Below are 13,160 nucleotides of genomic sequence, written 5' to 3'. Positions count from 1 at the left end.
ATCCACTCATTTTCCGCCCACGCCCCCGGGCGGACTTGAACCACCAACCTTCTCCTTAGGACGGAGCCGCTCTATCCAATTGAGCTACGGAGGCTTGGGCGGAAAACGACCCTATTCCAACAGAAAAGAAGTCAATCGTATTGAATGAGAGACACCACCTCAAATCCACTCAACCGTTCACGTCCCTTTAAGAAATTCAGCTCGATCGCAAAGGCCGCTCCCATCACGAGGCCGCCCGCTTCGGCCACCAGCCGCGCTACCGCCCCTGCGGTTCCCCCTGTGGCCAACACATCGTCAACAACAATGACGCGTTCGTTTGGGCGAAGAGCGTCCACATGCATTTGCAACGTGTCTTCCCCGTATTCCAACGCGTAACGGGCGGAAATCGTCTGATAGGGCAGTCGTCCTTTTTTTCGGACAGGAACCAGCCCAACACCCAATCGACAAGCCACCGCCGATCCAAAGATAAACCCTCGGGATTCAATGGAAATCACTTTGTCAACACGATGCCGTTCTCCCACCTTCGCCAAGAGATCAATCGAATGGGCAAACGCCGGTCCGTCCCCCAGGAGAGGCGTGATGTCCTTAAAAACAATTCCTTTCTTGGGGAAATCCGGAATGTCTCGAATAAGAGACCGCAAATCCACGGGGAGAGCGGAGGAAACCGATGTCACCGCAGCCCCATTCGGTGACTCACGCGACGCAGCCGCGCCATCGCGCGTTCTTCCAATTGGCGAACCCGTTCCCGGGAGATTCGCATTTTTTTTCCCACCTCTTCTAATGTCATGGGCTCTTTTCCCGTCACACCATAACGCATTTCCAAAATAGATCTCTCCCGTTGGCTGACCCCCCTGAGGGCGGTGGCCACATCACTCCGATCCCGGAGAAGTGAAAAAATACGTTCCGGCCCCTGATCCGGCCGATCACTCACCATGTCGCGAATAAAAAGGTTTTCGTCTTCATCCAACGGCATATCCAGGCTCCCCACAGGCCTGGCCGCTTCATGAGCGTCCACAACGCTGCGAATTTGCCTCGGGGAAAGTGAGAGTTTTTTTCCCATTTCTTGAATGGTCGGGCTCCGACCGTGTTCAACCCTCAACCGCTCCCATTCTCTTAACCACCGACGAAGGGCTTCCAGCGCGTGGGGCGGTATACGAATCAATTTTGATTGTTCATCGTAAGCCCGACGAATCGATTGCTCGATCCAATACGACGCGTAGGTCGAAAATCGAAACCCTCGTTTGGGATCAAATTTATCGACCGCGTGCATCAAACCCAAATTCCCTTCCATAATGAGGTCGATAAAATCAACCCCGGAACGAAAATATTTCTTGGCGACAGGAATCACCAATCGTAAATTTGATTCGACCAACCGTTTCTTGGATTTCTTATCGCCTTTTTTGGCTCGGCGCCACAATTCAGTCACGTCTTCTTTGGACACATCCTGAAGACGCTTAACCCCATGAAAGTAGAGCGTAACCGCATCCAAACTTTCCGCCATTCCGGTGATCTCCTTCAAATCGCCTCAACCCAAAAAATTCGCCAGAACCACCTACACAAACCCCGATCCCTTGCCAACATAAAAAAATGCGGCTCGTTAGAACCGGAAGGATTCATCGAATGATAAACATCTCCGCGGGATCATTCTTGGGTGTTAATGGAATCTCCTCAGTGCGATCCACACGCGCCAGCAGGTGAGAGGTTCGGACATGATTTAGAAGGTCCGCCAAGACGTCCACCTCCCCTTCCGCTTCAAGGGAAACCGACCCGTCAAATTCGTTACGGACCCACCCCCGAATTCCGCGAGAAAGAGCCGCTTCCTCACAAAAGGCCCGAAAACCGACCCCCTGAACCCGCCCATCAAATCGCCATCGCCGACGACTAAGCATCTTTTCCCTTAAAAATCGGGGTGCGGGGTCGTGGGTGCCTGTGGGTGCCGTGTGCCAGTGGCACACGTTTGGCACGCCGCGAACAGCGGCCGGCCCCAAAGGGGACGTTTACGACGGGCCGAACAGGCCCCGGGTCCCGCGGTAAGTGCAACGAACGACTTCCACCAACCCCCAAAACGAACCGATCGCAGTGATGAACATCACCTAACTTAAAAATCGGGGTGCGGGGACTTGAACCCCGGACCTCTTGGTCCCGAACCAAGCGCGCTACCAACTGCGCTACACCCCGTAAATCACTACCTCCGCCCGCCTTCCGTTTTCGAACCAAGCGCGCCTTCCAACCCTCACACAGGGGTTCCAGGCCGGCCCGGCTAAAGCCGGTCGTCCCAATCGTGTGCCCTACTCGGCACACGGGACCCAACTGCGCTACACCCCGTAAATTAATGTTTCCGCCCGCCTTCCGTTCAGACTTTATTGGTTTTCCCACAACGGCTCGAAGCAATACCATTGGTCACCATGAGTGGCAACGTATTTTCCCAATACTTGGGCCATCTTGTCCATAAGATTCTGAACAGGGTCGGGGCCTTCCGGCCATAAAGGACCCTCCACAACAACCCGGTAGTGGCCCGGTCGATCCATGAGAGCGAACCCGGGAAGGATCGGACACCCCAGGCGACTTGCAAAAAGGAATGGTCCGCGGGGGAGACGAATCTCGCTTCCACAAAGGGAAACCCGACCACCATCCTCCCCAAAAGGACGGTCCCCCAACATGGCGACCGTCTCTCTCCGTCGCAGGGCTTTGGCAATTCCGTGAGCGGCCCCCCGCCCCACCGCCAGATACGAAAACCCCGACGGCCTCCGAGACTGAATAAAATGTTGCATGGCACGGGATCGATAGGGCTGAAACACGGCCGTCACAGGCCACCCCCACTCCGCGACAACACGCCCCCCCATCTCCCAATTACCTAAGTGCGTCGTCAAGAGAATGGCCCCACGCCCACGAGCGCGGACCGCCTCGGCCTGATCGCGGCCCTCGACCGATATAGTAACTTTTTGTCGGCCTAAAAAATCAGCCAATGTCACGCCAAAATTTTCAAACACCCGATCCACCTGAAACCGCGTGCCATAGAAAGCGTTCATACGTTCGATGTTCTTTCTCACCGCATCGGATTTTGTTGCAAACAATTTCCGCATCCCCCTCCCCAGGCCGGACGCCCAACGGTAACGCAAAGAAGGAGGCAAGGCCGCCGCAACACGGCTGGAAAGAGAAAGCCCCAACGCCCAAAAAAATTCTCGACTCACGTGAACGCCGATGAAACCCGCCGCCCCACAGCACGGGGAGGACTATCCCGATCACTGCTCACCAGAGAAAGAATCGCATCGGCCGCGTCCCGAGCCGCCCAAGGGCGAGCTAAGCGGGCCCCACTTTCCCTCAAGCGATCCAAGCGAGCAGGCTCCAAAAATAAGTGACTCACCACCTCGACCAATTCATCCAATGTGTCAGCCCGAATTGCCGCTCCGTGTCGAAGGAGATACGTGGCGTTCCGTTCTTCTTGACCTGGGATCGGTTCTATCATCACCATAGGGAGTCCTTGGGCCAAGGCTTCCGACGTGGTCAATCCCCCAGGCTTGGAAATCAGCAAATCAGCCGCCCCCATCAGCCGATGAACCGTACGGGTGTGTCCTAAAATCCGAACGCGTCGGTCCCCCGCAAAATAGCGTGTCATCCGTCGGAGGAGTGACCGGTTGTTCCCACAAACAACCACCAATTGAAACCCTAGGGGAATACGACGCAACGCGTTGACGGCGTCTTCCAAGGGCCCCAACCCGTAGTTACCGCCCATCACTAAAATCAGGGGATCCCGAGTGCCAAGCCCCAGGGCCGCTCGTGCCGCTCTCCGATCGAGACGCTGCGCAAAATGAAGGTCCACAGGGATTCCCGTCACTCGAATACGGTCTTCCGAGACCCCCAACCGCATCATCCGTCGACGGACTTCGTTGGAAGGCACCAGATAAAGATCCACCTGAGAAGAAATCCAATATTTGTGAACACCGAAATCGGTAATAATGCCCACCAGGGGAACGTTAATAAGCCCCCGTTCTTTCATTGCCGACAACAATCCCGCGGGAACCGCCTGAGTGCACACCAAACAACTGGGACGATATTTTCGTAGAAGTTCGGTGATGCGTCGGGTATTGAAAAGTCCAATAAACTCGCGGAGATCCCGAGTCGCTTTTTCAACATAGGGGTTGTCATACAAATAGTCCCACACCTGGGGAACCATTTTCAGCAATTGAATATAAAGTTTGGAAATAATCTTCCCAAAAACGGGATTGGAATAATTGATGGAGTGAATTCCCTCGCAAGAGACCGGCGGCCGACGTCGCCGCAACACCCCCATCACCGCGTCCGCGGCCCGCTGGTGTCCACTGGCGTGGGAAATATAACAAAAGAGAATCCGTGCCTGTGGGTTCACAGGAGAGAACGACGGGGACCGTGTAGGCCTAAGCGGGACAACGGAGCTTGGAATAAAAAAACCGCCACCTTTTTATTTTTACACCACGTTTCAGTCCGACACATCGGGGCGGTGGGACTTGAACCCACGACCTCTCGCACCCCAAGCGAGTGCGCTACCACTACGCTACGCCCCGGTGTCTCGGACTGAACAATTAAAACCAACTCTCCGACACCTTCAACGAAGGCTATCGGTCCTCGCTTTCAAATCTTTGACGAGTGCCGCCAAATCCGATCGAACATCTTTTAGCGTGGACACAGCGGCCGAGGAATCGCTCAGCGCTAAAGAGATCTGCAGGGGCCCCCGTTTCGCTTCGGCCCGTAAATGTTTCTTGGCCCCCGCCAGAGTCAGCCCGCGGTCCCGGACCAACTCCTGGACACGAAGAAGCCCTTCCACATCTTTTCGGGAAAAACGCCGATGCCCCGACCCTCGACGGGCAGGACGCACCACACCAGCGGCTGACTCCCAATACCGCAAAACGTGCGACTTCAGGCCCGTGAGTCGACTCACTTCGCCGATGGAGAAGAACTCCTGATCCGTCGGTAGACTCAAGAGCATGGGACGGCCAATATACCACAAGCCGAACCAGAAATCAATAAATCCTCCGCCCTGATCGACGGAAGGAGGACTTCGTCAAAGAAGTCCTTTCGCCATTTTAAATTTAATCCGCCGCCGGGGAGGAATGATCACGGGCGTACCCGTCCGAGGGTTGCGGGCCGGCTTGCTTTTTCGCATCACCACGTGAAAACTCCCAAACCCCTGCACCACGACTTTGTTCCCCTCCTGGAGGGCCTTCGCCATCCCTTCAAACATATGCGTCACCGCCGATTTCGCTTCCATTAAATTGCCCACGTCCTTCGCTACCATTTTCACCAGGTCCGCTTTGTTCATGATCTCTCCTTAGGACGGCATTTGTTTAATAAAAGATTGGATGTGCATCATTTCCGGCACCGGCGGTCGGGACAGCAGGTCCCGCATGGCGTCCCGTGCGGGCTTTCCCTCATAGAGAATATGATAAAGCTCCAGAATAATGGGGAGATCCAACCCGTGCCGCAACGCCAATTGCATGGCGCTCTTCGTGGTGGGGAACCCTTCGGCCACCATGGTCATTTCAGCCAACGCCTCTTTGGCCGTTTTTCCTGAACCCAATTTTTCCCCTAAGGAACGGTTCCGGGAATGTTGGGACGTACACGTCACAATCAAATCCCCCAACCCTGCCAATCCCAAAAAGGTAATCACCTGGGCCCCTTCAGCCATGCCCAACCGAACCATCTCGTTCAATCCCCGGGTCATGAGGGCGGCCTTTGTGTTGTCCCCAAAACCCAATCCGTCCGATACACCGCAAGCCACCGCAAAAACATTTTTGAGGGCCCCACATAGTTCCACACCCGTAAAATCAGGATTGGTGTACACACGCAGATGATCGGCGTTAAACAAGTCCACTATTTTTTGTCGAAAGGTGTCCGGCCCCGCGGCCACCACAGCGGCCGGGAGGGAACGAGCCACTTCTTCCGCGTGAGAAGGCCCCGCCAATACCGCCACCCGTCCGGCCAAGCGCGGATCCGACTCCGCGATGACCTCGCTCATGCGTTTGAGCGAATCGTTTTCTATCCCCTTGGAAACGCTCACCACCCAAGCTCCCGGGAGTAACGCATCGGTCTTTTTAACCGCCTGAAACGTGGATCGAACATGGGTTGAAGGAACAGCGTTCACCAGGACCGATCTCCCGGAAAGAGCTTCCCCGAGACGTGAGGTCACTTGGACACTGTCATGAAGAACCAAAGGCGGTAAAGTGGGCAAGCGCCGTGTTCGCTTTAATCGGTCCGCGTCATTCTCCACGAATTCCCACAAAAACACATCATGACCATTTTTTGCCAGGTGGTCGGCCAGCGTTGCGCCCCAACTGCCGCCGCCCAAAACCGCGATGCGCTCATTCATGGAAGGGGTCCTTTTTTTGACAGAGTAAAGAGAGGAGGTTCCTCACCGCGAAGGAGCCGCCGAATATTGGGAATGTGACGAAAAATGACAACGCCACTTAAAATCAACGCCAACAAAACCCGAGAGGCGGGGCTCTCCAACCCCTGAGCGGCCACAGGCAAAACCATGGCGGCCCCAATGGACCCGACCGAAACACGTCGAGAGAGCCCGAAAAGTAACGCAAAAACGAGGAGCGCGATCCCCATGGGGACGGGCAAAAGAGCCAAAAACACTCCCGCGGAGGTGGCCACTCCTTTCCCCCCACGAAAGTGAACCCAAAAGGACCAACTGTGCCCACCCACCACGGCCACACCCGCGAACAAGGGCCATAGGTTTCCCCCCAAAAAGATGAGCGCCAATTCCACAGCAAGAAATCCTTTGGCAATATCCACCAAGAGAGTCGCGACTCCGGCCATTTTCCCCACAGAACGAAAAACGTTGGTCGCCCCCACGTTACCCGATCCAACGGTACGAATATCGATACCTTTAAGCCCCCGCCCCATCAGGTAGCCGGTTGGGATAGATCCCAAACCATAGGCCAGACCCATAATCACAAAGATCTCGATCATCGTTTTCCTTTCTTAAACTTCATCACCAACGGAACCCCCGCCATCCCATACACCTTTCGAAAAACCCCTTCCAGGTGGCGCTCAAAGGAAAAGTGGACTTCCCCTGGTTCCAGATTGGAACGCAGGATAAAAACCGGTGGTGCGGTGGCCGCCTGCGTCGCGCTGTAAAAAACCATCTTGCGTCCACGGTAAGAATAGGGACGTTCCTGCACCGCCTTCCAAAAAAAGGCCGTCAGTTCCTCTTCGTCAAAGCGCTGACGAAAAGCGTCCCGTGTGACCCGTAACGCTTTTAAAAGTTCTTCCACGTGATGGCCCGTTTTCGCGGAGAGAAAAACCACGGGACTGTGGGCCATAAAGGGCATCCCTTCCGGCGTTCGGTCGCGGAAATAGGCGGCGTTGGGCGCCCGATCCACCACCAGGTCCCATTTGTTCACCCCCACCACACACGCCCGGCGTTTTTCATCAATCAGTCGGCCCACCGCCACGTCCCCCTCGGTCAACCCCTCCGAAGCGTCCACCAAAAGGAGGGCCACCTCACACCGTTCCAAAGCGCGTTCGGTCATCAACCGGGTTAACCCCTCCAAATCGTCGGCCTTGGACTTTTTCGCTCGAAGGCCCGCCGTGTCGATCAAGAGGAACGATTGGTCTTTCCAGCGCAATCGGCTGTCAATGGTGTCCCGCGTGGTTCCGGGAACGGGGGAAACGATCATCCGCTCTTCCCCGACCAACCGGTTCGTGAGAGACGATTTCCCCACGTTCGGGCGACCCACAATTGAGATTCGAACTTCTTCCGTGTCCGCGTCGTGGGGTTCCCCTCCCCGCGGTGGACCTCCCGTTTTTTCTTCTAAAGTGTCCAATAAACTGGAAATGCGCCGCCCATGGGACGCCGACAGAGTCAAAATGTTTGAAAACCCCAACCGCGCGAAATCACCCAACGCGGCGTCATGCCGTTCGGCGTCTGCTTTGTTCACGGCCAGGATCACTCGGCCCGCCATCGGCCGCAGCAAACGGGCAAAATCCTGATCCCCGGCGGTCAACCCTTCCTTGGCGTCCACGGCCCATACGATCACGTCGGCTTGATCCACCCAACGCTTCACCTGAGTCCGCACCGAGGCCATCACGTCCGCCCCCGGTGCATAGCCTCCGGTGTCCACCACTCGATACACGCGCCCGTTCCAATGACACAAGCCTTCAATCCAGTCCCGGGTGGTTCCCGCAATGGGAGACGTGATGGCCCGGCGGCTCTCGCAAAGCCGGTTGAAAAGAGTGGACTTCCCTACGTTGGGCCGACCAACGATAACGACGGTGGGCAAAGTGCTGCTCACGCTAATTCCCCTAATGTTTTCGACCCCACCCAGACATAATCCGCCATGGACATGACCGTGACCGCCACCATCGGCCAGAAAAGCAGCGCCGGCCACGTTTGGCCTGGGAAGGCCAACACCGCCATAACGGTGAGCATTTGCACCAACGTGGTGGCTTTCCCCAAAAACCGAGGGCGAACGATGGATGTGCCAGATAAAATAGTGATCACGTTCCACCCCAAAAGAATTAAAAGATCTCGAGAAAAAACGACAATAAAAACCCACATGGGACAGCGACCCAAATGAGCAAAAACCAAAAAGGAAGAAGAAAGAAGGAGCTTGTCCGCGATGGGATCCAGAAAGGTCCCTAAGGTGGTCTGCTCGCCCCGCCAACGGGCCACGGCCCCATCCAACACATCGGAAAGGGCCGCTAAAACGAAAATATACAAGGGCCACAATCGCTCGCCCTTTAAGAGAAGAATCACCAACACCGGCGTCAAAAGGATACGCGCTATCGTGATGCGATTGGCCCATGTCATGGGCCGCGCCCCGGAAAGATTTGATTTATTAACAACCATGCTCCAGCTCCTTTCGAATAAATCCCCAATTTTTATCGTCCAATTTGACCCGAAACCGGGTACCGTCCGCCGCCGGTTTTTCAGAAACGATTCGCCCCGTACCGTAAAGAACGGGCAAGAGATCTCGGCGCCTGTGCGGAAGAACAAAGGTCCGGTCCACAAGCCCCACTTCCAATTGGGCTTCCACCCGAGAAAGAAACCGGTCCAATCCATCGCCCTTTCGGGCGGAAACCATCACCCGCCCTTCCCGCCGCCCCTGAGCCCGCTGGGCCGATGTAAGCGCGTCACATTTATTGAACAGGTTCATCCGGGGAATCTTGTCTGCCTCTAAAAGACGGAGGACATCTTCCACCACCCGCTTCTGTTCAACCCAATCCGGGTTCGATGCGTCCACCACATGAACAACGAAATCCGAATCGCGGGCTTCTTCCAACGTGGCGTGGAAGGCCGCCACCAGGTGATGCGGCAACCGTTGAATAAAGCCCACCGTGTCCACGAACAACGCCGGTCGCCCCCCCGGCAATTTCACCCGTCGGGTGGTGGGGTCCAACGTGGCAAAAAGTTTGTCATCGGCCAACACATCGAGGCCAGGGCTTGTGTGGAGCGCGTTTAAAAGAGTCGATTTCCCGGCGTTGGTGTATCCCACAATCGCCACAAGGGGAACCGGGGTCCGCCGCCGATTGTCTCGCTGAAGGGCCCGTTGATGTCGAACGCCAACCATCTCACGCTTCAAACGCACGATCCGTTCCCGAATACGCCGTTGGGAAATTTCCAGTTTCCGTTCTCCAGGGCCCCGGGTCCCAATTCCTCCGGTCTGTTGTTCAAAACGCCCATACCGCTCCGTAATCCTCGGCAAGAGGTAGTTCATTTGAGCCAGTTCCACTTGCAGTTTGCCTTCCCGCGTACGGGCCCGCTGGGCAAAAATATCTAAAATAAGCCGGGTTCGGTCAATGATCTTGGCGGGGATCACCTCTTGCAAATTCTTCTGTTGACTGGGGGAAAGTTCCTCATCAAAAACGACGGCGGACAACCCGTCACGCTTCACCAGCTCGGCAATCTCCACCGCCTTTCCCTCACCAATCAGTGTCGCGGGGTCCCGTCGGGCCCGTTCCTGAACCACCGTGGCTTCCGCCACCCCCCCAGCGGTTTCAAGAAGACGTTTAAGTTCCAGAAGAGACGCGGACTCAACCCTTTCGTCGCCCCCCTTCAAACGAATCCCGACCACCACCGCGCGTTCCATGGCTGGCATTCTAGCGTTTGTTTAAAATGAAGGGAAGACAAACATTTTGGGAATTAAAAATCCTGAACCCGGCCAACAGGGTTCAGGAGGGGAGACGTCAGTGAGCGGCTTGATTAAGAACGACAACCGCCCGCTGGTTATCGGAACTTGAAAACACCACCACACACTTGGCTTGATCCGTGGCCGCGGAAGCGTAGAGATGATGGAGGTCAATGGCCGCCTCCCGCAATTTTTCCGTTAACAGCTTAAGCATGCCGGGTTTGTGAGGGACCTCGACCACCACCACATGCGTTTCGCGAACCTCAATGTTTTTGGCGCGAAGGGCGTCGGACGCCCGTAACGCATCGTCCACCAGAAGGCGAAAAACGCCGTCTCGTCCTTCCACCCAGGCGCACACCGCCAAAATGGTCAGGCCTTTTTCGGCGACCGTTTTGACGACGTCAGCCAGACCCCCTATTTCGTTCAACCGTTTGATAAGAAGTTCTTTACCGAGAGTGGCCTTGAGCATGGGACCCTCCTTTTCCTTTCGTTCGCTGGGACCTCGCAGGGAACGGTCCCTCGTGAAATGAATCCGGCGCGCAGAGGGTTTCAAAAAAGTGGGTGTGCACACGGTCAAACACCCCGCGCACGCCCCCCCCGTGCTCCAGAATATCCATCAGGCCGACTCCAGGAAGAAATATCCCGGGAAGAGGGCCCTTCGATTTCTGAATTATCTTCGTCATCGAATCTCCTTTTCTCAGAGTTCGAGGCCTTTCCCGGGCCCTTGCCGAACAACCGCCTCCACCGCCCGGAGCGTGGTCGCCGCAATCGCGGAAGCTCCCACCGTTTCTGTGTTCCAAACCAAATCGTACAACAAGGGATCCTCAATGTCCCGATGGAAATAATTTTTGACCAAGGCCGCACGGGCCCGATCCCGCGCCAAGATCGACTGTCGGGCGTCTTTCTCGGAAACACCACGAAGGGCCATCACCCGACGAACCCGGGTCGGAAGCGAGGCCACCAAACGCAAGTGAAGTCCTCCCATCAAGGGGCGAGTGAGGCAAGCCCCGGCCCGACCCACGATGATGACTTTACCTCCCCCCGCCAAAGAGCGAATCACTTTAAACAAGTGAGACACCACCACGGACTGGGGGGAAAGACCCGCGATCCAGGAAGACACCATATCCTGAATGCCTGAGGCGAACTCCTCCTCCGCCAAGCCCCGGAGAGACACTTTGAGGGAAGGATTATCCGCCACCACTTCCGCCAACCGCTCATTGAAGAGAGCCCAACCACCAAAGATCGTTTGCGGTCGACACGAGCGGGTTTTTTCCAGCAACGCTCGCGCGATCGCGTAACCGCCCGCCCCTGTTTGGCGCGAAATGGTAATAAACGGGCGCGGAGCCCTTCCATTATCGGCGTGATCGGGAAGAAGCTTTGCCGCCGCCGAAAGAAACCGTGTGAGATGGTCTGTGGCAAGAACCATAAAACCCCCTTTACTCAGTGCACAATCAAGACCCCGCAGGACGCGTAGGATGATACTTTCTGAGATACGCTCCCCATAAAGAAGCGATCCAACCGGGACAGACCCCGTCGGCCCACCACCACCAAGCTGGCCCGAGAACTTTTGGCCGCGTGGAGAATTTCGCCGGAGGGATGCCCTTCCCGCAATTGCGTCCGGACAGATTTGAATTGGCCCACCCACTCTTTTTTGGCGTCCGCCAAGACACGCGCCCCTCGTTCACGCAGGGCCTTCAGGGACACCTGGTGGGCGGACACGTTTCCATAGCCCCCTGGGACGCCCACCTCCGGAATCCAGAAAACCATCGGCTCAGCCAACACGTGAACCAAAATCAATCGGGCGGAACGGGCCGCCCCCAATTTATGCGCAAACGCCGTGGCTCGGCGCCCCTCGGGCGAACCGTCCACTGCCGACAACACAGTCAGGGTCCGACCCGGGTTTCGGTGCGCCACCAAAACCGAACAGGTGGCGTGGCGGGTCACCTTGTTCGATACGCTTCCCAAGAAAAATGTTTTGAGAGGGGTGACCCCGCGAGCGCCCAACACCACGAGATCGGCCCGGAACTTTTTCGCCCGATCCAAGATCGTGGCGGCCACATCCGAGGATTCGACCACCGCGGTGGACGTCTTAAACTTTTTCCCTAACCCTTTCGCCACGGCGCGGACCATCTTCGCTCCGCTTTCCCTTATGACTTCCGTGATCGAGGGGATTCCCGCATCACCCCTGTGGACAACGGGGATGACGGTCAGGACCTCAACGGAATGCCCCGGCCCCGTCACGAGAGACAACAAACGTTCGGCCCATTGGGAATGTTTCGATCCGTCCACCGCGAGCAGAATTTTCATAGGGATTACGCCTCCTCGAGCTCTTCGAATTGGGGAGCCTCCTGGGGAAGAACACGCCGTAATCCGCCCCAGGGGACTTCCATCACGTCCCGGACCCAGACCCTCCGGTCGCCCAACGTTTCCCGCACCGGACAGTGAGAACAAACCTCACTCATAAAAAAATGTTCCTTGAGCGCGTCCACCATGCTTTCGTGGAACAAGTCTCTCAGGGGTTTTTCTCCCCCCCGTGAACGAATGTCTTTGCGACGAAGTCGGCGCTCGAGAGCCGCGGCAATGGCTTGGAGGAATTCCGGTAAGGGTCGACGGGTTTCTAAATGGAACAACCTTTTTAAAGGAGCGTGCGCGTGAGGTTCGCGCCCGCACAGCACACAAGGGATTTGATAGCAGGCGTCCCGCTGACCGCAATAAGGGTTGAATGACAGGCGTCCCTGGAACACGCGATGGAAGGTGTGGAAAATTTCAGGCCAAAGATGGGGATCAAGGGAATAGTCCCCCTGTCGCTTATCGAACGTCTGCCACACCCGATGGGTAAGCCGGGTAAGAATCTCGTAAGGATCGTCTCCCAACCCCGACCGCATTTGGTAGAGGTAGCACCGTTGACGGTTCCCGCCGACATTGAGCATGGGACTGGCCTCCTTGCTGCAACGGGCACCCCCCCGGTTGCCCATGAACCCCCCGCAAATAATTGTCCTATAAAAGATCTAAATCCGCCATGACCCAGATCATGCCCAAAAGACCGTG

The 13,160-nt window shown here is 56.3% G+C and carries 17 protein-coding genes and 3 tRNA genes; all 20 read right to left on the bottom strand.

Annotation, left to right across the window (positions count from 1 at the left end; translation table 11 throughout):
• Nucleotides 1-20: 20 nt before the first annotated feature.
• A tRNA-Arg gene (locus tag JNK54_02075) sits at nucleotides 21-94 on the bottom strand.
• Nucleotides 95-131: 37 nt separating this feature from the next.
• Nucleotides 132-647, bottom strand: a complete 516-nt coding sequence (locus JNK54_02070; GenBank protein MBL8023055.1) for an adenine phosphoribosyltransferase — start codon at nucleotides 645-647, stop codon at nucleotides 132-134.
• 23 nt (nucleotides 648-670) lie between these two features.
• Nucleotides 671-1,501 (bottom strand): sigma-70 family RNA polymerase sigma factor, encoded by an 831-nt coding sequence (locus JNK54_02065; protein MBL8023054.1) that lies wholly within the window; start codon nucleotides 1,499-1,501, stop codon nucleotides 671-673.
• Nucleotides 1,502-1,613: 112 nt separating this feature from the next.
• A complete protein-coding gene (locus JNK54_02060; GenBank protein MBL8023053.1) occupies nucleotides 1,614-1,889 on the bottom strand; it encodes an acylphosphatase in 276 nt (91 codons plus the stop codon).
• A 216-nt stretch (nucleotides 1,890-2,105) separates the two neighbouring features.
• Nucleotides 2,106-2,178: transfer RNA gene (locus JNK54_02055), tRNA-Pro, on the bottom strand.
• 182 nt (nucleotides 2,179-2,360) lie between these two features.
• Nucleotides 2,361-3,191 carry a lysophospholipid acyltransferase family protein gene (locus JNK54_02050; protein MBL8023052.1) on the bottom strand — a complete coding sequence of 277 codons (831 nt, stop codon included), beginning with the start codon at nucleotides 3,189-3,191 and terminating at the stop codon, nucleotides 2,361-2,363.
• A complete protein-coding gene (locus tag JNK54_02045; GenBank protein ID MBL8023051.1) occupies nucleotides 3,188-4,366 on the bottom strand; it encodes a hypothetical protein in 1,179 nt (392 codons plus the stop codon). The genes JNK54_02050 and JNK54_02045 overlap by 4 nt, the downstream gene beginning before the upstream one ends.
• A gap of 103 nt (nucleotides 4,367-4,469) precedes the next feature.
• A tRNA-Pro gene (locus tag JNK54_02040) sits at nucleotides 4,470-4,541 on the bottom strand.
• A 41-nt stretch (nucleotides 4,542-4,582) separates the two neighbouring features.
• Nucleotides 4,583-4,963 carry a MerR family transcriptional regulator gene (locus JNK54_02035; GenBank protein MBL8023050.1) on the bottom strand — a complete coding sequence of 127 codons (381 nt, stop codon included), beginning with the start codon at nucleotides 4,961-4,963 and terminating at the stop codon, nucleotides 4,583-4,585.
• A gap of 75 nt (nucleotides 4,964-5,038) precedes the next feature.
• Nucleotides 5,039-5,296, bottom strand: a complete 258-nt coding sequence (locus JNK54_02030) for an integration host factor subunit beta (protein MBL8023049.1) — start codon at nucleotides 5,294-5,296, stop codon at nucleotides 5,039-5,041.
• 9 nt (nucleotides 5,297-5,305) lie between these two features.
• A complete protein-coding gene (locus tag JNK54_02025) occupies nucleotides 5,306-6,343 on the bottom strand; it encodes an NAD(P)-dependent glycerol-3-phosphate dehydrogenase (GenBank protein MBL8023048.1) in 1,038 nt (345 codons plus the stop codon).
• Complete coding sequence (gene plsY / locus JNK54_02020; GenBank protein ID MBL8023047.1) at nucleotides 6,340-6,951, bottom strand: glycerol-3-phosphate 1-O-acyltransferase PlsY; 612 nt, start codon at nucleotides 6,949-6,951, stop codon at nucleotides 6,340-6,342. The genes JNK54_02025 and plsY overlap by 4 nt, the downstream gene beginning before the upstream one ends.
• The gene (gene der / locus JNK54_02015) at nucleotides 6,948-8,276 is read right to left on the bottom strand and encodes a ribosome biogenesis GTPase Der (protein ID MBL8023046.1); all 1,329 of its coding nucleotides are present in this window, start codon (nucleotides 8,274-8,276) and stop codon (nucleotides 6,948-6,950) included. The genes plsY and der overlap by 4 nt, the downstream gene beginning before the upstream one ends.
• On the bottom strand, nucleotides 8,273-8,833 hold the full coding sequence (locus JNK54_02010) for a CDP-alcohol phosphatidyltransferase family protein (GenBank protein MBL8023045.1): 561 nt from the start codon (nucleotides 8,831-8,833) through the stop codon (nucleotides 8,273-8,275). Before JNK54_02010 ends, der begins: the two co-directional genes overlap by 4 nt.
• Nucleotides 8,823-10,073: a GTPase HflX gene (hflX, locus tag JNK54_02005; GenBank protein ID MBL8023044.1), complete on the bottom strand. Its 1,251-nt coding sequence runs from the start codon at nucleotides 10,071-10,073 to the stop codon at nucleotides 8,823-8,825. The genes JNK54_02010 and hflX overlap by 11 nt, the downstream gene beginning before the upstream one ends.
• A gap of 97 nt (nucleotides 10,074-10,170) precedes the next feature.
• Nucleotides 10,171-10,581: a hypothetical protein gene (locus JNK54_02000; protein MBL8023043.1), complete on the bottom strand. Its 411-nt coding sequence runs from the start codon at nucleotides 10,579-10,581 to the stop codon at nucleotides 10,171-10,173.
• Complete coding sequence (locus JNK54_01995) at nucleotides 10,559-10,795, bottom strand: hypothetical protein (GenBank protein MBL8023042.1); 237 nt, start codon at nucleotides 10,793-10,795, stop codon at nucleotides 10,559-10,561. The genes JNK54_02000 and JNK54_01995 overlap by 23 nt, the downstream gene beginning before the upstream one ends.
• Nucleotides 10,796-10,809: 14 nt before the next feature.
• Nucleotides 10,810-11,538: a cytidylate kinase-like family protein gene (locus JNK54_01990; GenBank protein ID MBL8023041.1), complete on the bottom strand. Its 729-nt coding sequence runs from the start codon at nucleotides 11,536-11,538 to the stop codon at nucleotides 10,810-10,812.
• A gap of 14 nt (nucleotides 11,539-11,552) precedes the next feature.
• The gene (locus tag JNK54_01985) at nucleotides 11,553-12,419 is read right to left on the bottom strand and encodes a universal stress protein (GenBank protein MBL8023040.1); all 867 of its coding nucleotides are present in this window, start codon (nucleotides 12,417-12,419) and stop codon (nucleotides 11,553-11,555) included.
• A 5-nt stretch (nucleotides 12,420-12,424) separates the two neighbouring features.
• Nucleotides 12,425-13,042 (bottom strand): hypothetical protein, encoded by a 618-nt coding sequence (locus tag JNK54_01980; protein ID MBL8023039.1) that lies wholly within the window; start codon nucleotides 13,040-13,042, stop codon nucleotides 12,425-12,427.
• Nucleotides 13,043-13,160: the final 118 nt, after the last annotated feature.

The sequence above is a fragment of the Elusimicrobiota bacterium genome (assembly GCA_016788905.1).
GTDB lineage: Bacteria > Elusimicrobiota > Elusimicrobia > FEN-1173 > FEN-1173 > JADKHR01.
This window is presented reverse-complemented; position numbering and strand designations above follow the sequence as displayed.

Bases quoted from the DNA above. Each gene is read 5' to 3' on its own strand.
- JNK54_01985 (MBL8023040.1), bottom strand. From the start codon at position 12,419: ATGAAAATTCTGCTCGCGGTGGACGGATCGAAACATTCCCAATGGGCC.
- JNK54_02025 (MBL8023048.1), bottom strand. From the start codon at position 6,343: ATGAATGAGCGCATCGCGGTTTTGGGCGGCGGCAGTTGGGGCGCAACG.
- JNK54_02000 (MBL8023043.1), bottom strand. From the start codon at position 10,581: ATGCTCAAGGCCACTCTCGGTAAAGAACTTCTTATCAAACGGTTGAAC.
- JNK54_02065 (MBL8023054.1), bottom strand. From the start codon at position 1,501: ATGGCGGAAAGTTTGGATGCGGTTACGCTCTACTTTCATGGGGTTAAG.
- plsY (MBL8023047.1), bottom strand. From the start codon at position 6,951: ATGATCGAGATCTTTGTGATTATGGGTCTGGCCTATGGTTTGGGATCT.
- JNK54_02010 (MBL8023045.1), bottom strand. From the start codon at position 8,833: ATGGTTGTTAATAAATCAAATCTTTCCGGGGCGCGGCCCATGACATGG.
- JNK54_01980 (MBL8023039.1), bottom strand. From the start codon at position 13,042: ATGCTCAATGTCGGCGGGAACCGTCAACGGTGCTACCTCTACCAAATG.
- JNK54_01990 (MBL8023041.1), bottom strand. From the start codon at position 11,538: ATGGTTCTTGCCACAGACCATCTCACACGGTTTCTTTCGGCGGCGGCA.
- JNK54_02030 (MBL8023049.1), bottom strand. From the start codon at position 5,296: ATGAACAAAGCGGACCTGGTGAAAATGGTAGCGAAGGACGTGGGCAAT.
- JNK54_02060 (MBL8023053.1), bottom strand. From the start codon at position 1,889: ATGCTTAGTCGTCGGCGATGGCGATTTGATGGGCGGGTTCAGGGGGTC.
- JNK54_02035 (MBL8023050.1), bottom strand. From the start codon at position 4,963: ATGCTCTTGAGTCTACCGACGGATCAGGAGTTCTTCTCCATCGGCGAA.
- hflX (MBL8023044.1), bottom strand. From the start codon at position 10,073: ATGGAACGCGCGGTGGTGGTCGGGATTCGTTTGAAGGGGGGCGACGAA.
- JNK54_01995 (MBL8023042.1), bottom strand. From the start codon at position 10,795: ATGACGAAGATAATTCAGAAATCGAAGGGCCCTCTTCCCGGGATATTT.